We start from the raw sequence: 16,322 nt of genomic DNA on the forward strand, positions 1-16,322 counted from the left end.
AATAAAAATGAAAAAGGCCATCGGCCTTCTCGTCGCGGCGCTACTGGTCCTAACCGGCCAGTCGGCGCTCGCGCAGACATTTCCCAAATTGTCCGGCCGTGTGGTGGACGAGGCCAATCTGCTCGACCCCGCGCAAGAGGCCGCGCTCACCGCCAAGCTGGAAGGTCTGGAAACCCGCACCAACCGGCAACTCGTGGTCGCGACATTGAACAGCCTCGAAGGCTATGAGATATCCGACTATGGCTACCGCCTCGGACGGCATTGGGCCATCGGACAGGATGGCAAGGGCGAAAGCGAAAAGGATAACGGCGCGATCCTGATCGTCGCGCCCAATGAGCGCAAGATGCGGATCGAGGTCGGCTACGGCCTCGAACCCATACTGACCGACGGCCTGTCCTCATCCATCATCCGCAACGACATCACCCCCCGTTTCAAGGATGGCGATTTCCCCGGCGGCATCAATGCCGGTGTCGACCGCATTGTCACGCAATTGGAACTGCCTGCGGACGAAGCCGCGAAAGTGGCCGCCGAAGCGCAGAAAAACCAGAAGGATGACGAAGGCTTCCCCTTGGGCGCCCTTATCTTCCTTCTCTTCATCTTCTTCTTCGTCCTGCTACCCATCATGCAGAGCATGAAGGGCGGCGGGCGCAGGCACCGGCGCGGCGGCGTTGGCCCGGTCATCATCTGGGGTGGCGGCGACTGGGGCGGCGGTGGCGGCTCCTCCTGGGGCGGCGGCGGAGGCGGCGGCTTTGGTGGTTTCTCGGGTGGCGGCGGCGGCTTCGGCGGCGGCGGCGCATCGGGCGGCTGGTAAGGAGCGGACGATATGGCCTTACATAAAATAAACCGGATGACACAAGCCGACCATATGCGCGTGACCGAGGCGGTTGCCGCCGCGGAACTGCATACAAGCGGCGAAATCGTCACGATCGTCACCGACCTGTCGGACCATTATGAAGATATCGGCCTGTTCTGGGCCAGCGTTGCCGCGTTCCTCGCCTTTGCGGCCTATGGCCTGTTCCCCGATTTCTATCTGGGCCTTGTCGACAGCGTGACCGGTGGCTGGGCACATGATTATAGCGCGGGCGAAATCATGGCGATGATCTTTGTCGCCATGGCCCTCAAATGGGTGGGCACATGGTTGATCCTGAAATGGCTGCCGCTGCGTCTTGCCCTCACGCCCAAAGCCATCAAGATGGCCCGGGTCCGCGCCCGCGCAATCAGCCTGTTCAAGGTCGGCACCGAAGCCAAGACCGTGGGCCGCACCGGCGTGCTGCTCTATCTGTCGATGAAGGAACATCGTGCGGAAATCGTGGCCGATGAAGAAATCGCCAAGCTGGTCACCCCCGAAATCTGGGGCGATGCGATGGTCGCCTTGATTGAACGGGTCAAGGCCGGACAGCCGGGCGAAGGCATGGCCGAAGCCGTGCGGCAAATGGGCATTGTTCTTGCCGAACATTTCCCCAAGGGCCATGAAAATCCAAACGAGTTACCCGACAGATTGATTGAACTATGACGACCGATGCCGAGCCTGAAGAAATCATGTGGCAGGGGCGTTTCATCACCGCCAAAAGAACAGGCAAATGGGAATATGTCTCCCGCGCACGCGGCATAAAGGCCGCCGTCATATTGGCGGTCGAGGATGACCATGTCCTCCTCGTCGAACAATATCGCGTGCCCTTGGGCACATCCTGCATCGAACTGCCCGCAGGGCTGATCGGCGATCACGACGCCGGCGAAGACGCCCTCACCTCCGCCGCACGCGAGTTGGAGGAAGAAACCGGCTATCGCGCCGGCAAGCTGGACATCGTCGGCGAATTCTTCTCCTCCCCCGGCATGGTCAGCGAAAGCTTCACCCTCGTCCGCGCCGCGGGCCTGACCAAGGTCGGTGATGGCGGCGGGGTCGACGGCGAAAACATCATCGTCCACCGCGTGGCGCTTGCGCAGCTTCCGGCCTTTGTCGCCGACAAGCGGGCCGAAGGCTGTGTGGTGGATGTGAAGTTGCTGATGTTGCCGGGGATGGTGTTTTAGGCAGGGGCGGTTGGGCCTTTAGGTTGCGCCTCGTTTTTTCGCTAAAAGGAAAAAGGCAAAAAGGAAGAAGGCGTTGCTCCTTTCCTTCACCCCTTTTGGGGAGAGGATATGTAGCCTTGGCCTTCAGGCCTAGGCGAAGTTGGAGAGGGGGAGTTCGCGCACAGACGTGCGAGGCCTTTTTTTTATCGTCACCCTGAACGAACGGCAGGTTTGAGCGCGCTCAAAAACTATCGGGAATGTCTGGAATGTTGTGGATTTCTGACGTTACATTCGACCGTTTCTTGGGTATTGATTCTTAAATGCAGATCCGACCCTACAGTCTTGGCAAACAATCAATTTCGGTCGCGTCAAGATTGCTTGCGACTGCAATATTAACTGCATTTATCGGAGCGGTGCTAAACTTCCTTTACAGGAAGTATTTTGATCCTGAAGCTTACGCCGCAGAGCCGTCGGTCACTCAGGCAATATTCTCATATGCTTTGACAATACCGTTCATTCTTCTGGCGTTGCTAATTGTAGGCTTCCCGACCTCCTACTTGCTACGCCGTCTTGGATTGGAAAACTGGCTAATCTATGCCCTTGTCGGAGCCGCCCTAGGCGTAGGTTTTCTCTACGCGGTGCTTTCATACCTCACTCCCTCCGGAATATCCATAGGCGCGATTTACGGCAGCATCTGCGCTATCATCTGGTTTGCCTCGAGCCGAAAGTTCTGATGTCCGCAATGTTGTCGAATCCCGAAAGTCCGCATCCAACTACGATTCGGGAAAACCAGACATAAAAAAGCCGCGCCCACCGCAAAAGGCGGCACAACGCCTTCTTCCTTTTTCCCTTATTCCTTCTAGCAAATCCCACCCTCCAAAGCCCAAGAAGGCGGAGGAGGACCGACCGACCCTAGCGGAAATTATCCGCGTAAGCCTGAATCTTCAGGGTCTTGGGCGGGGTTGGGATGAAGGTGGCGTGGATGCCCTTTTTCGCGGCATAGGCTTGTGCGGCGGCGAGGGTCGGGAATTTCAGTTGCACCTGCACCTGTGTGTCGCCCGATCCGGCCCAGCCCATCAGCGGGTCGGCCTTGCGTGGTTCCGACGGCGTGAATTCAAGAATCCAGAGGTCCGTATGGGCTTTTCCAGACTGCATGGCGTTTTTGGGACGCTGATAGATACGTGCGGACATCGGAACTTCCTGACTATGGGATTGCTGTCGCCTTGCGCCAAATAGGGCGGATTCGTCAAGCGCTGCGTGCTTGGGCCTTTTTGGTTTTCAGGCTGGCCACGCTTTCCCACGGGGCGTCGGGCCAATTATGCTTGGGATAGCGTCCCCGCATCTCCTTGGCGACATCGCGCCAAGTGCCGCGCCAGAATTCGGGCAGGTTGCGGGTGGTCTGGATCGGGCGGCCTGCGGGTGAGGTCAGGCTGAGCACCAGCGGCAGGCGTTCCATGCCGATGCACGGATGCGCGTCCAGCCCGAACAGCGCCTGCACACGAAGCTCGACGGTTGGTCCCGCCTCCGCCGAATAGTCGACAGGGTGCGTGGTGCCGGCGGGGCTGGTGAAATGGGCGGGGGCAAGCCGTTCGACCTGTTGCTTGCTGTCCCAGCCGAGCAGGGTGTCGAGTGCATCGGACAGCGCCTGTTTCGAGATATCCCGCAACCGCGCCGCGCCGTTCAGGCAAGGGGGCAGCCACTGGTCGAGCGTCTCCAGCAAGCTTTCGTCCGACAATCCCTCATGTCCGGCAAAGGCGGCGCGTTGGCGCAGGGCAATGGCGGCATCGGACCAGGGCAGCGCGGCAATGCCGCATTGGCGCACCGCCGACAGCAGCGCGTCGGCCAGCACAGCCTCGTCCGCCTTGGCGACGGTTGCCTCGCGCAGCACAATCGCGCCGAGCCTTTGCCGTTGCCGGATTTCGACACGGTCGTTGGCGGCGTCGTAGCGGGTTTCGGTCTTTGTCTCCAAACGGTCGGCAAACAGGTCCAACACCTCGGCCTCGCTGAGGGCGGCGGCGGACAATATGCGCGCGCCGGATGCTGCACCCTGCAGGTCGGCGACGGCGAGCCATTCGGCCTGTGCCAGCGGCGACAGCGGGTCGAGACGCAGGCCGCGGCCCAATGCGCTGATCCAGTTCTCGCCCTTGGCATCGCGGCGTTTGGCGATGCGTTCGGGATAGGCCAGTGCGACCAGTGCGCCGACCGACAGCGGGGCTTGGGTGCCACCTTCGCCTGCCATCTTGCCGATCCGTCGGGCGAGCGCCTTGGCGGCGTCGGTGCGGCCACCCTTGTCGCGGCGGAAGCGTTCGTGGCGGCTTTCCAGATCCTCGCCCTGCCCGCCAAGCCCGCGCTCCTGCAGCAGCAACGCAAGCTCTGCGGCGGTGTCTGCCTGTCCGTGCGCGGCAGCGCGCAGGACCATATGGGCCAGCTGCGGCGGCAGCGGCAGGGTGGCGAGCTTTCGGCCAAGGGGCGTGATCGCTCCACCGTCGGTGAGCGCGTCGATGGCGAGCAGCGCCTTGCGCGCTTCGTTCAGCGCCGAGGCGGGCGGCGCGTCGAGCCAGCGCAGGCGGGTGGGATCGCCCTCCCCCCATAAGGCGCAATCGAGCAGCAGCGGTGCGAGGTCGCTTTCCAGGATTTCCGGCGGATCAAAGGGCGGAAGGCCGCCATTGCCCGCCTCCTCCCACAGGCGGTAGGCGACCCCTGCCGATTGCCGCGCCGCGCGGCCTGCGCGCTGGGTGGCAGCGGACAAGCTGGCGCGTTCGGTAACCAGCCGCGTCACCCCCGCCGCCCGGTCAAAGCGCGCACGGCGGGCGAGGCCGCTGTCGACGACAATGCGGACACCATCGATGGTGAGGCTGGTCTCTGCGATGTTGGTGGCAAGGATGATCTTGCGGCGGCCTTCGGGATCGGGCCGGACCGCCTGCCGCTGCGCCGCGGGGTCGACTTGCCCGTGCAGTTTGTGGACGACGATGCTGTCCGGCATCCCGGCCAGCGCCTCTGCCGTGCGGTCGATCTCGCGGGTGCCGGGCAGGAAGGCGAGCAGGTCACCGCTCTCCTCACCAAGTGCCTGCCGGATGGTGCGGGCGATGTCGGTCTCGACCGGCTGGCTGACCTGCCGTCCGACGTAGCGCAGCTCCAGCGGCCAGCTTCGCCCTTCGCTTTCAATGACCGGCGCGCCGTCCATCAGCGCGGAAAAGCGCGCGCCGTCGAGCGTCGCGGACATTGTGACCAGCCGCAGGTCGGGCCGGAACGCCCCCTGCACCTCCAGCGCGAGCGCGAGGCCGAAATCGCTGTCGATGCTGCGTTCGTGCACCTCGTCGAACAGCACGGCGGAGATGCCCGCCAGTTCGGGGTCGGCGATGATGCGGTTGCGGAATATCCCCTCCGTCAGGACCAGGATGCGCGTCGCGGCGGACTGCTTGCTGTCCATGCGCGTCGCATAGCCGACAAGGCCGCCCACCTGCTCCCCCATCAGCTCCGCAATCCGTTCGGCCGCCATGCGGGCCGCGAGACGGCGTGGGGACAGGAGAAGGATTTTGCCGCTGCACCACGGCTGGTTCAGCAGGCGCGGCGCGACCATCGTGGTCTTGCCCGCACCGGGCGGAGCAATCAGAACGGCATTGGGCTGTGCGGCCAGAGTGGCAAGCAAATCCGGCAAGACAGCGTCCACCGGCAATCCCGCATTCAAAGGTCGACCCATTCCCTGCCGCCCGGCCAGATGATGTCCTCAATCTTGTCCCCGGCAAAGGTCAGCGCCGACAGGACGAGCAATATAGCAAGCAGATCGAGCAGCAAGACCGCGCCCATCACCACATAGGGATGGAACGGCCCGATCGGGTCAAAACCGTCTGACAGAGGCTCGCGGGGCTCCATGCTCAATAGGCGCGGGCGATGGCGAATTCGACCGCCTCAATCAACGCCGCCTTGGCCTCACCACCCGGGAAATGGGCGATGGAATCGATGGCGCGCTGGCCATAGTGACGGGCGCGGTCGATGGTGTCGTCGATGGCGTCATGGGCGCGCAAAAGGGTCGTTGCGTGCACCAGATCTTCGTCGGACACGCGATTGCCCAGCATCGCATCATGCCAGAATTTCTGCTCCTCCGCCGAGCCCCGGCTGTGCGCCAGAATGACCGGCAGGGTCACCTTGCCGTCGCGGAAATCGTCGCCGATATCCTTGCCCATCGTCGCCCCGTCGGACACATAATCAATGGCGTCGTCGACCAGCTGGAACGCGATGCCAAGATTGCGGCCATAGGCGTCGAGCGCCATTTCCTGCGCCTCGCCGCTTTCGGCCACAACCGCCGCAATCCGGCACGCCGCCGCAAACAGGGCGGCGGTCTTGGAACCAATGATGTCGAGATATTTTTCTTCGGTCGTCGTAATCTGCCGCTGCGCCGTCAACTGGTTGACCTCGCCTTCCGCAATCACCGCCGATGCATGGGAAAGAATTTTCAGAACCTTGAGCGATCCGTCCTCGACCATCAGCTCAAAGGACCGGCTGAACAGGAAATCGCCGACCAGAACAGCGGCAGGATTGCCGAAAATCAGGTTCGCCGCCGTCTTGCCCCGGCGCATATCGCTGCCATCAACGACGTCGTCATGCAGCAGCGTCGCGGTATGGATAAACTCCACCGCCGCCGCCAGCTTGTGGTGCCGTTCCCCGGGATAATCGAGCAAGCGCGCACAGGCCAGGGTCAGCATCGGCCGCATCCGCTTGCCACCGCCTGCGATCAGATGCCCGGCCAATTCGGGGATCAAGGGGATTTCCGACTGCATCCGGTCAAGGATGACCGCATTCACCTTGTTCATTTCGGGCGCAACGAGTTTCAGGATGGGATCCAGCGAAGGTGCGCGGTGTCCGCCGATTTGGTGAATGGTAGCTGTCATAACGCTTCCGCTCTGGCAAGCCGGAGGCGGCAAGGCAAGTGCAAATGGGGCTTTTCCTCTTGTCCTGATGCGGCAATCGCGGCAGATGGTGCCTTATGGACCACGAAGACACTTTGAGACGCTACCGCGACAGCATCGACAATATCGACGCCGCGCTGGTGTTCATGCTCGCCGAACGCTTCAAGATCACGCAGGCCGTCGGCGAATTCAAAGCCGTATCCGCCCTGCCACCGGCCGATCCCGCCCGCGAAGAGCGGCAAATCGAACGCCTGCGCCAATTGGCCCGCGATGCAAAGCTCGATCCCGATTTTACGGAGAAGTTTTTGCGGTTCATCATTGATGAAGTGATCCGCCACCACCAGCAAATCCGCGACGCGGGGTGATTGGGGGTCCTTTCCAGACCTTGCCTACTTCCGCCATTCCGTCACCCTGTACTTGTTTCAGGGTCTTATTCCTTCGACGTCGAAACTAAGACCCTGAAACAAGTTCAGGGTGACAGTCTTTTTACTAGACTGGCTGAGTGAAACAATACGGATACCACATACCCGGCCAAAACCACCCTCAAAACCGAGCGCGAACTCCCCCTCTCCACTACGTCTAACGGCTAAAGCCGTAAGACTGCGTACCTCTCCCCTGAAGGGGAGAGGGAAATGGGACACGGCCTCTCCCCTTCAGGGGAGAGGATACGGAGCCTTGGCCGACAGGCCTAGGCGGAGTTGGTGAGGGGCAGCAACGGCGAAGTTACCCCAACGCCTTGGGCAACCTTAACCGCACGAGCAGACCGCCGAGATCTTCGCTTTCTTCCAATTTGACCGACCCGCCGTAGATTTCGACAACATCGCGCACGATGGCGAGGCCGAGGCCGGTTCCGGGTTTGCCGGTGTCCAGCCGTGCGCCGCGGTCGAACAGGCGTTCGCGTTCGCCTTCGGGGATACCGCGGCCGTCATCTTCGACCAGCAGTTCAACAAAATCGCCCGCATCCTCGACGGTCACGAACACACTGCCGCCTCCATATTTGGCTGCATTCTCGATCAGGTTGCCGAGCATTTCGTCCAGATCCTGCCGCTCCACACGCGCCGCTAGCGTTTTGTCGCCGGCCATGTCGAGCCGTACATGCGCGTAAAGTCGGCTGACAGCGCGTTCGACCGATTCAAGGCTATCCCACACTTGCGCGCGGCTATGGCTATGGCCGCGCCGACCGACGGCGCGGGCGCGGGCCAGATGATGGTCCACCTGCCGCCGCATGGTGGTCGCTTCGCGGATCACCGTTTCCGAAAGGTCGGGCGCTTGCGCCGTCGCGCTGTTCATGATCACGGTCAGCGGGGTCTTCAGCGCATGGGCGAGATTGCCTGCATGACGCCGGGACTCCTCAGCCTGCTTCTCATTATGATCCAATAACGCGTTGAGTTCATTGACCATCGGCATCACCTCGTCGGGTAAGGCATCGGTCACGCGGCTTTCCCGGCCACTGCGCATCTGGGCAATCGCCTGCCGCACCGCACGCAGCGGCCATAGCCCGTAAAATGTCTGCAACGCCGCCAATATGATCAACCCCAGTGCCAGCAACAAAAAGCTGATCACAAGAACAGAGCGCAATTCCTGGATCTGGCCATCCAGACTGTCACGGCTCTGCGCCACCATGAAAGTCCAGCTGATGTCGGAGTCCGGCAGCTTGATATTGCGCTCGGCAATGCGCAGCGGTTCATCCCGGAATTCATCGCTATCGCGGAAATGGACGGCCTGGTCATTATGGCCCGCCGGTGTTTTCAAGGCGCGGTCCCATAAAGATCGCGACGGAAACGGCATCGCGCCGGGTCCGGTAATCTGCCAGTAAAGTCCGCTATTGGGTTCCAGAAAACGCTGATCACCCAAGGGCCGGTTCATCCGGATTTCGCCATCGGGGCCAATCTCTGCCGAGGCGATCATGGCGGTCAGAACATATTCGAGCTGATTGTCGAAATTCTGTTCAACCGAGTTGGTCAAAACCCGGTCCAGCGCCGCGCCGCCGCCAATCAGCAAGATCGTAATCCACGCCGCCGCTGTCAGGATCATGCGGCGGGTAAGCGAACCCGTGCTTTGAAACTGGCTCCGCCATGACGGGGGTTTCACCGCCGTATTTATGACGGCAGGCGGATTCAGCTGACCGGTTCCTCAAGGCTGTAGCCAAGGCCACGGATGGTCGAAATGACATCCTGCCCCAGTTTCTTTCGGATACGGGTCACGAACACTTCGATCGTGTTGGAATCGCGGTCGAAATCCTGATCGTAAATATGCTCGATCAGCTCGGTACGCGACACCACCTTGCCCTTATGGTGCATCAGATAGGATAGCAGCTTATATTCCTGCGCAGTCAGTTTGACCGGCTGGCCATCAAGGGTCACGCGGCCAGAGCGCGTGTCGAGGCGCACATCACCGACCGTCAATTCCGACGATGCATTGCCCGACGCACGGCGGATAAGCGCGCGCAACCGTGCAATCAGCTCTTCGGTCTGGAAAGGCTTGGCGAGATAATCATCGGCGCCTGCGTCCAATCCGGCGACCTTGTCCGACCAGCTATCGCGGGCGGTCAGCACGAGAACGGGGAATTTGCGCCCCTCCTTGCGCCAGCGGTCCAGCACGGTCAGTCCGTCAATTTCGGGAAGACCCAGATCGAGGATGACAGCGTCATAATTCTCGGTCGAGCCCATATAATGGCCGTCTTCGCCATCAACCGACAGATCCACGGCATATCCTGCACCCTCCAGCGTTGATTTCAACTGCTGGCCGAGTGTCGGTTCGTCTTCCACTATAAGGATGCGCATGCTGTCCCCTTCAAATGCTGTAATGATGTTGGAAATGGGCTAGCAGATTAGCCGCCGCACGCAAAATCCTATCAACGCTGGCGCAGGACGCTGCCCGTTCTGCCATCGACATCCACGAAAATAACCCGATCCTTGTTGATGAATTTCAGGCGATACACCTGAGCCGTCGGGTCATATTCAGGGCCAAGATATTGCATGCCGCGCATACGGGGAACGACAGTGCCTTCGATTTCCCGCAAGGATTTAACCTTGCCGTTCTGCCAATCTTCCCGCGCGTCATCCTGTTCACCGCGCCGTGCTTCGGCAGGCAGTGTTGCGGCGATCGCGGCCAGCATGGCCAATGACAGAAATTTCTTTCGGTTCAACATAGCCCCCATTTAGCAATCCGGCTTGAACACAATCTGAATGGGGTATCAACCTTTTGTTAGGGTTGATGGGACGTTTAGGGCGTTGGCAATACCTCTTATGCTGCTTGGCATTTTGATAATCCCCCCCGTCACCCTGAACTTGTTTCAGGGTGACGTCGGGATTGTTGCCTTGCCACGGATGTAGCAGCGCACGACCTCCCCCTCTCCACTTCGTCTAACGGCTAAAGCCGTAAGACTGCGTACCTCTCCCCTAAAGGGGAGAGGGAAATGGCGCTTGGCCTCTCCCCTTCAGGGGAGAGGATACGGAGCCTTGGCCGTATGGCCTAGGCGGAGTTGGTGAGGGGTTCGACGGCGCGGCTCTTGCCCCGACAGTCGATCACTTCACCATTTCAAACGTAAACGAAACCGTCGCCCCGACGCTCAGTTCACCCGGCGCGATTGGCGTCGACTTTTCCGATGCGTCCATCGCGCGGGCCATCATCGGCATCGGTTGATAACCGCCGCCTTGACCCTCGGTTTCTTCAACACGCAGCACGCGCACATTGGTGTAGCCTGCCTTTTGCGCCATGGATTTTGCGCGAGCCATTGCGGTTGCCCACACCTTGTCGCGGGCCATTTCGCGGTATTTGCTATCGTCATCGATACCGAAGGTCGGACCGTTGAAATTGGTCGCGCCATCCACGGCCAGCGCATCCAGAAATGCGCCGAGCTTTTTCAGATCGCGCAGCTTGGCGTTGACCATATTCGATGCCTGATAGCCTTTGAACACCTGCTGGCCATCGCGATAGTCGAATTGCTGGTTCAGGCTGATTTGCGTAGTCTGGATGTCCTTGTCGGCAATGCCCAGTTTCTTGAGACGCGCGACGACGGAGGCCATTTGCACATTATTCTGGCGCACTGCTTCGCTCGCGGTCGGAGCTAGAGTCTGTACGCCAGTGGTAAATGCCGCGATGTCGGGCTTGGCTTCAACGGCATCGCTGATCGTCAGGTCAATGACCGGATTTGTTGCCGTGATATTTACCTGCGTTGCCATCGCTTCCCCCGCTGTCATGCTGCCCGCTGCCAAAAGCGCTGCCAAAATGTACTTACGCATATTCATACTCCTACAGTGCACGGACCGATCATGTGGCGGTGCGACGTGCCCAATCGATATAGGCTTTGCGAAGCTGAACGGTTGCCGAACCGGGTTTTCCATCACCGATTATCTGATCATTTATCCGCACAACCGGCATTACAAAGCCAGAGGCGGAGGAAACAAACGCCTCGGCAGCTTGTTCCGCCTCGGCGACAGAAAAAGGCCGCTCTTCAATAGGATGACCAACCAACGGCAGAACTGAAGCGCGGGTGATGCCGTGTAATATCTCGCGGTTGAGAGGGTGCGTCACCAATGTACCCGACTGCGTAATGATATGCGCGTTTTGCGCCGTGCCCTCGGTGATAAACCCGTCGCGCACCATCCAGGCATCGTCGGCACCGCGGGCAATCGCCTCATTCTTCATCAACGATGCATAAAGCAATTGCGTCGTCTTGATATCCGCCCGGCCCCAGCGCAAATCCGGCAAGGTAACGACATGGATGCCGCGTACGGCGGACGGGTTATCGGCAAGAATGCGGCTTTGTGAAAAGGCCAGCACCGTTGGCGCGGTGCCGGGTGCGGGAAAGACAAAATCCCGGTCCGATGGCGCGCCGCGTGTGACCTGCCAATAGATCATGCCCTCTTCCACTGCGTTGCGCGCGACCAGGTCGCGGCAGATGGAAAGCCACGCGTCGGCATCGGGGGCACCTTTTATGCCAAGTTCGCTTAAAGAACGGGCAAGGCGCTGTACATGGCCGCCGAAATCGACGAGCTTGCCATCCAGAACCGAGACGACCTCATACACCGAGTCCGAAAAGAGAAAGCCGCGGTCGAACACCGACACCTGTCCTTCGGTTTCCGGGATGTAGCTGCCGTTGAGGTAGATGGTACGCATGTGCTTGGCCCTTTCGCTGGCTTGGGTCGTAAAGCGCGGACGGGCGAGAAACAAGTTCGGTGTAACCCCGCAGAGAAGGTTGCAATGCAACCGCCCTCCCCCTATCCGCGCTGGCATGTCCCAACCCCCGATCTTTGCCTTTGAAAATCTCGCGCTGCAGCAGGGCGGCGGTTGGTTGTTTGAAGATATCAACCTGTTCATCGGCGCGCGCGACCGGCTCGCGCTGATCGGGCGCAATGGTGCGGGCAAGACGACCTTGATGAAACTGGTTGCCGGAACGGTCGAGGCCGACAAGGGCAAGCGCGTAGTGGTGCCCGGCACCAATATCGTGATGCTTGACCAGGACCCCGATGTCGCCTCCTTCGACAGGCTGGTGGATTTTGCGGTGCATGGCGAAAAAGGCCCGCCCGAATATGCGGTGCGTGCGATTGCCGACCAGTTGGGCATCGACCTCGACCGTGAAGCCAAAACCGCAAGCGGAGGCGAAAAACGGCGCGCTGCGATCTGCCGGGCGCTGGCAAGCGAGCCTGATCTTTTGCTGCTGGACGAGCCTACCAACCACCTCGATCTGGCGGCCATTGAATGGCTCGAAGACTGGCTGACCCGCTATCGCGGCGCCTTCATGGTGATCAGCCATGACCGAACCTTTTTAACGCGGTTGACGCGGCAGACATTCTGGCTGGACCGGGGCTTGCTGCGCCGGAATGAGATCGGCTTTGGCGGCTATGACGCCTGGACCGAGCGGGTCTATGCCGAAGATGCGCGCAATGCCGACCGGCTGGACGCGAAGCTGAAGATCGAGGCGCACTGGCTGGAACGCGGCGTGACCGCGCGGCGCAAGCGCAATCAGGGGCGGCTCGCTAAGCTCTACGAAATGCGCGCGGCGCGGGCAGCGATGATGGGGCCGCAAGGCACCGCCAAACTGGCGGCAGCAAGCGACGACAGCAAGACCAAGACCGTCATCAACGCCGAAGCCGTCGGCAAAAGCTTTGGCGACCGCACGATCATCAAGGATTTCACCCTGCGTATCCAGCGCGGAGACCGGATCGGGATTGTCGGTGCCAACGGGACGGGGAAGACTACGCTAATCCGCATCCTGACCGGCGAGACGCAGCCGGACACCGGCTCCATCACGCTATCGCCAACCCTGACCGGCATCGTCATCGACCAGCAGCGCAAGCTTCTCTCGCCTGAAAAACGCGTGCGCGATGTGCTGGCCGACGGCAGCGACTGGATCGATGTGCGCGGGGTGCGCAAGCATGTGCAGGGCTATCTCAAGGAATTCCTGTTCGACCCCGAACTGATCGAGGCGCGCATCGGCACGCTGTCGGGCGGCGAACAGTCGCGCATATTGCTCGCCCGCGAATTTGCGCGGGAGGCGAACTTGCTGGTGCTGGACGAGCCGACCAACGATCTCGATTTGGAAACGCTCGACCTGTTGCAGGAGGTGATTGCCGATTATGACGGCACCGTCCTGATCGTCAGCCATGACCGCGATTTTCTCGACCGCACGGTGAACCTGACGCTCGGCCTTGATGGGTCAGGCAAGGTCGACATCATCGCGGGCGGCTATGCCGACTGGGAAGCCAAGCGCGACCGCCGCGACACCAACGATGCCCGCAAGAAAGCCGACAAGGCCGCAGCCCCTGCGGAGCAATCCGCGCCCAAGCCCCCTGCCCGCCCCGCCAAATTATCCTATAAGGACCAGCGCGACTATGACCTGCTGCCCGGGCGGATCGAGGCGATTGACGGGGAGATTGCGGCGGCGGAGGCCGAGATGGCCGACCCCGCGCTTTACACCCGCAACCCCGCCCGCTTTTCGGAACTGACTGCGAAGTGCGAAGCATTGCGTGCCGAAAAGGAAGCGGCCGAGGAACGGTGGCTGGAACTGGCGATGCTTGTGGAGGAAATGGCGGGCTAAGCGCCGCCTAATGCGGCAGGCGGTAAAAATCCGCCAACCGGTCGAGCGCGATTTTAAGCACCAGCCTTCCTGAGCGCACCGGCCACGCCAGGGCCCGCTCGGCGACCGTGATCGCCTCGCCTGCACAGACCACGCGCCAGGCAATATCGGCAAGATCCGGCCCCACCACCGCAATTGCCGCATCAAAGCGCGCCTTTGCGGCCACCATCCGCTCGCTGGGAGTCAAGCCCTCCGGCGCGTTCCGCCTTGACCGAACAGACGGAACCGCATCCCAGCGCATCGTCACCCGCGGCTCCATTGCGGCAGAGCTATAATCCGCCCGCAACGTTTCCCCCGCAAGCAATTGCCGGTCCGACAAAAAGCCGCGCGTATAGAGCCAGGACAAGGGCGATTCCGCAAGATTGACGGTCACCGTCCGTCCCCGCGCCCGCCCTTTTGCTTCCGACAGCGGTTCAGCCAGCTCGCGCTCCACCAAGGGACGTGGATCGATATGGCGTGGAAGGGCACAGACTTTACGGGGCATTGCATTTCTCCATTCAACAGGAATCACCCTTGCCATCCGGTAAATAATGTAGGAAAGAAAAAACCTATTTGGTGATAGGAGACGAAACGATGCAGAGCCGTATCCGGGACGTGCGCAGGGCAAAGGGGCTGACCTTGGCAGATGTGGCGGAACGCTGCACACCACCGACGACGGCGCAGACCATCGGGCGGCTCGAAACCGGAATGCGCGTTCTCTCGCTCATCTGGATCAACCGCATCGCCGACGCTCTCGGCGTCGATTCGAGCGATCTCGTCGCCCTTCCCGACCAGCAATATCTCCCCGTCGCTGCCGTGCTGCAGGACGACGGAACCTTTGCGCCAACCAAGGAGGAGCGGATCATGGTCCCCAATATCGGCGGGACGATGGTCGGGCTGCGCATCGCCGTTTCGACGGGCGAATATAGGCGCGGCGATGAACTGTGGATGGAGCAATTGCAGCTCGATGCCTACGCCACGGCACTCAACCTTGATGTCCTTGTACCGCGTCCGGGCGGGCGGTTCCTTTTTGGGCGGCTCTTGGGGCGCGAAGCCGGAAAGCTGCATATCCTCCCGCTGGAGGCCGGAGCGCGGCAGCAGGTCGTTACTGATCCCGCATGGATTGCCAAGGCGGTCCGGCTGATCCGCAAGCTTTAGGGGCAAAGCCCATGCGCATCCTCACGCTCTCGACCCTGTTCCCGGCGGCACACCGGCCCAATTTCGGCATTTTTGTCGAGCGCCAGACAGCCGCGCTGACAGCGGTGCGGGACTTTGCGGTGACGGTGATTAACCCCATCGGCGTCGCCCCCTGGCCGCTCAGCCTGATGGCCGACCAGCCCGCATTGACCCATGTCGCCGAAAAGGAGCAATGGGGCGAACTGGATGTTTATCGCCCCCGCTTCACCGCCGTCCCCAAGATCGGCGGGCGGATGAACCCTGCGATGATCGCCCGCGCGGTCCTGCCGCTTGCGCGCAAACTGCATGTGCAGATTGGCTTCGACCTGATCGATGCCGAGTTTTTCTATCCCGACGGTCCGGCGGCGATGCGGCTGTCGCGCGAGCTCGGCATACCCTTCACGATCAAGGCGCGTGGCGGCGACATCCACCATTGGGGCAATCAACCCGGATGCGCGGCACAAGTGCTGGAGGCCGCCGACAAGGCCGCTGGATTACTGGCGGTTTCCAGCGCGCTAAAGGCCGACATGGTGGCGCTCGGGATGGATGCGGACAAGATCCGCGTGCATTATACCGGCCTCGATCAAAGCCGGTTCGCGCCGCGCGACCGTGCCGCCGAAAAGGCAAAGCTCGGCATCTCCGGTCCGCTCATCCTCAGTGTCGGGGCGCTCATCCCCCGTAAGGGTCAGGATCTGCTGATCGCTGCGCTCCCGTCGCTGCCTGACGCTATGCTACTCTTGGCGGGCAAGGGCGAGAGCGAAGCCGATTTTCGTGCCCTTGCGGCCGAGCTGGGCGTCGCCGATCGCGTCGCCTTTCTGGGTAGCGTGCCGCATGACGACCTGCCTGCCCTGTTCGCGGCGGCCGATATCATGGCGCTGGTATCTGCCAGCGAGGGACTGGCCAATGCATGGGTCGAGGCGCTCGCCTGCGGAACGCCGATTATCGCGAGCGATGTGGGCGGCATCAGGGAGCTTGTCAAAACGCCCGCCGCCGGCCGTATCGTCGCCCGCACGCCGCAAGCCGTGGCCGATGCCGCACGCGACATCCTCGCCAACCCGCCCGCTCGCGACGCCGTCGCTGCCAATGTCAGCGCCTTTTCATGGGACGAAAATGCGCGGCAACTGGCGGCGTTTTTCCGGGATGTGGTGCGGTAGGACCGAGTTGTTGGGGAC

General features: G+C 61.3%; 18 protein-coding genes. 8 read left to right on the plus strand and 10 right to left on the minus strand.

The annotated features are described in order from the left end of the window. The first annotated feature begins 7 nt into the window (after positions 1 to 7). From EUU25_RS07440 to EUU25_RS07455, 4 genes are all read left to right on the plus strand, one after another. A complete protein-coding gene (locus tag EUU25_RS07440) occupies positions 8 to 811 on the plus strand; it encodes a TPM domain-containing protein (protein ID WP_158899719.1) in 804 nt (267 codons plus the stop codon). 12 nt (positions 812 to 823) lie between these two features. Beyond that, the gene (locus tag EUU25_RS07445; protein WP_158899721.1) at positions 824 to 1,513 is read left to right on the plus strand and encodes a TPM domain-containing protein; all 690 of its coding nucleotides are present in this window, start codon (positions 824 to 826) and stop codon (positions 1,511 to 1,513) included. Beyond that, entirely contained in the window at positions 1,510 to 2,028 is a 519-nt protein-coding gene (locus tag EUU25_RS07450; protein WP_158899723.1) for an NUDIX hydrolase, read from the plus strand. The genes EUU25_RS07445 and EUU25_RS07450 overlap by 4 nt, the downstream gene beginning before the upstream one ends. Positions 2,029 to 2,327: 299 nt before the next feature. Beyond that, positions 2,328 to 2,741 carry a hypothetical protein gene (locus EUU25_RS07455; protein ID WP_158899725.1) on the plus strand — a complete coding sequence of 138 codons (414 nt, stop codon included), beginning with the start codon at positions 2,328 to 2,330 and terminating at the stop codon, positions 2,739 to 2,741. Between the two features lie 178 nt (positions 2,742 to 2,919). On the opposite strand, the gene EUU25_RS07460 is transcribed toward EUU25_RS07455, so the two are convergent. Genes EUU25_RS07460 through EUU25_RS07475 form a run of 4 tightly spaced genes read right to left on the minus strand, consistent with a single transcriptional unit; the run spans position 2,920 to position 6,896 of the window. Then, positions 2,920 to 3,198 (minus strand): NADH dehydrogenase ubiquinone Fe-S protein 4, encoded by a 279-nt coding sequence (locus EUU25_RS07460; protein ID WP_158899727.1) that lies wholly within the window; start codon positions 3,196 to 3,198, stop codon positions 2,920 to 2,922. A gap of 55 nt (positions 3,199 to 3,253) precedes the next feature. After that, on the minus strand, positions 3,254 to 5,707 hold the full coding sequence (gene hrpB / locus EUU25_RS07465; RefSeq protein ID WP_158899729.1) for an ATP-dependent helicase HrpB: 2,454 nt from the start codon (positions 5,705 to 5,707) through the stop codon (positions 3,254 to 3,256). Continuing rightward, a complete protein-coding gene (locus tag EUU25_RS07470; protein ID WP_158899731.1) occupies positions 5,692 to 5,880 on the minus strand; it encodes a hypothetical protein in 189 nt (62 codons plus the stop codon). Before EUU25_RS07470 ends, hrpB begins: the two co-directional genes overlap by 16 nt. 2 nt (positions 5,881 to 5,882) lie before the next feature. Then, positions 5,883 to 6,896 carry a polyprenyl synthetase family protein gene (locus tag EUU25_RS07475; RefSeq protein WP_158899733.1) on the minus strand — a complete coding sequence of 338 codons (1,014 nt, stop codon included), beginning with the start codon at positions 6,894 to 6,896 and terminating at the stop codon, positions 5,883 to 5,885. A gap of 95 nt (positions 6,897 to 6,991) precedes the next feature. Here EUU25_RS07475 and EUU25_RS07480 point away from each other — a divergent pair, with 95 nt between their 5' ends. After that, a complete protein-coding gene (locus tag EUU25_RS07480; RefSeq protein ID WP_158899735.1) occupies positions 6,992 to 7,279 on the plus strand; it encodes a chorismate mutase in 288 nt (95 codons plus the stop codon). Positions 7,280 to 7,637: 358 nt separating this feature from the next. On the opposite strand, the gene EUU25_RS07485 is transcribed toward EUU25_RS07480, so the two are convergent. The 5 genes from EUU25_RS07485 to EUU25_RS07505 form a co-directional block, all read right to left on the minus strand. Next, positions 7,638 to 8,948: a sensor histidine kinase gene (locus EUU25_RS07485; RefSeq protein WP_158903207.1), complete on the minus strand. Its 1,311-nt coding sequence runs from the start codon at positions 8,946 to 8,948 to the stop codon at positions 7,638 to 7,640. A gap of 83 nt (positions 8,949 to 9,031) precedes the next feature. Beyond that, on the minus strand, positions 9,032 to 9,697 hold the full coding sequence (locus EUU25_RS07490; RefSeq protein ID WP_143775006.1) for a response regulator: 666 nt from the start codon (positions 9,695 to 9,697) through the stop codon (positions 9,032 to 9,034). 71 nt (positions 9,698 to 9,768) lie between these two features. Continuing rightward, the gene (locus EUU25_RS07495) at positions 9,769 to 10,065 is read right to left on the minus strand and encodes a hypothetical protein (RefSeq protein ID WP_158899737.1); all 297 of its coding nucleotides are present in this window, start codon (positions 10,063 to 10,065) and stop codon (positions 9,769 to 9,771) included. 376 nt (positions 10,066 to 10,441) lie between these two features. After that, the gene (locus tag EUU25_RS07500; RefSeq protein WP_158899739.1) at positions 10,442 to 11,158 is read right to left on the minus strand and encodes an SIMPL domain-containing protein; all 717 of its coding nucleotides are present in this window, start codon (positions 11,156 to 11,158) and stop codon (positions 10,442 to 10,444) included. Positions 11,159 to 11,186: 28 nt separating this feature from the next. After that, positions 11,187 to 12,035, minus strand: a complete 849-nt coding sequence (locus EUU25_RS07505; protein ID WP_158899741.1) for a D-amino-acid transaminase — start codon at positions 12,033 to 12,035, stop codon at positions 11,187 to 11,189. A 115-nt stretch (positions 12,036 to 12,150) separates the two neighbouring features. Here EUU25_RS07505 and EUU25_RS07510 point away from each other — a divergent pair, with 115 nt between their 5' ends. After that, on the plus strand, positions 12,151 to 13,956 hold the full coding sequence (locus EUU25_RS07510) for an ABC-F family ATP-binding cassette domain-containing protein (protein WP_158899743.1): 1,806 nt from the start codon (positions 12,151 to 12,153) through the stop codon (positions 13,954 to 13,956). A gap of 7 nt (positions 13,957 to 13,963) precedes the next feature. Here the strand turns inward: EUU25_RS07510 and EUU25_RS07515 are convergent, their stop codons facing one another. Next, positions 13,964 to 14,479: a DUF6456 domain-containing protein gene (locus tag EUU25_RS07515; protein ID WP_158899745.1), complete on the minus strand. Its 516-nt coding sequence runs from the start codon at positions 14,477 to 14,479 to the stop codon at positions 13,964 to 13,966. 89 nt (positions 14,480 to 14,568) lie between these two features. Between EUU25_RS07515 and EUU25_RS07520 the strand changes: the two genes are divergently transcribed. Together EUU25_RS07520 and EUU25_RS07525 are read left to right on the plus strand one after the other, a co-directional pair. Continuing rightward, positions 14,569 to 15,132 (plus strand): helix-turn-helix domain-containing protein, encoded by a 564-nt coding sequence (locus tag EUU25_RS07520; RefSeq protein WP_158899747.1) that lies wholly within the window; start codon positions 14,569 to 14,571, stop codon positions 15,130 to 15,132. Between the two features lie 11 nt (positions 15,133 to 15,143). Beyond that, entirely contained in the window at positions 15,144 to 16,304 is a 1,161-nt protein-coding gene (locus tag EUU25_RS07525) for a glycosyltransferase (protein ID WP_158899749.1), read from the plus strand. The last annotated feature ends 18 nt before the right edge of the window (positions 16,305 to 16,322 follow it).

The organism is Sphingorhabdus lacus, assembly GCF_009768975.1.
Classification (GTDB): Bacteria; Pseudomonadota; Alphaproteobacteria; order Sphingomonadales; family Sphingomonadaceae; genus Sphingorhabdus_B; species Sphingorhabdus_B lacus.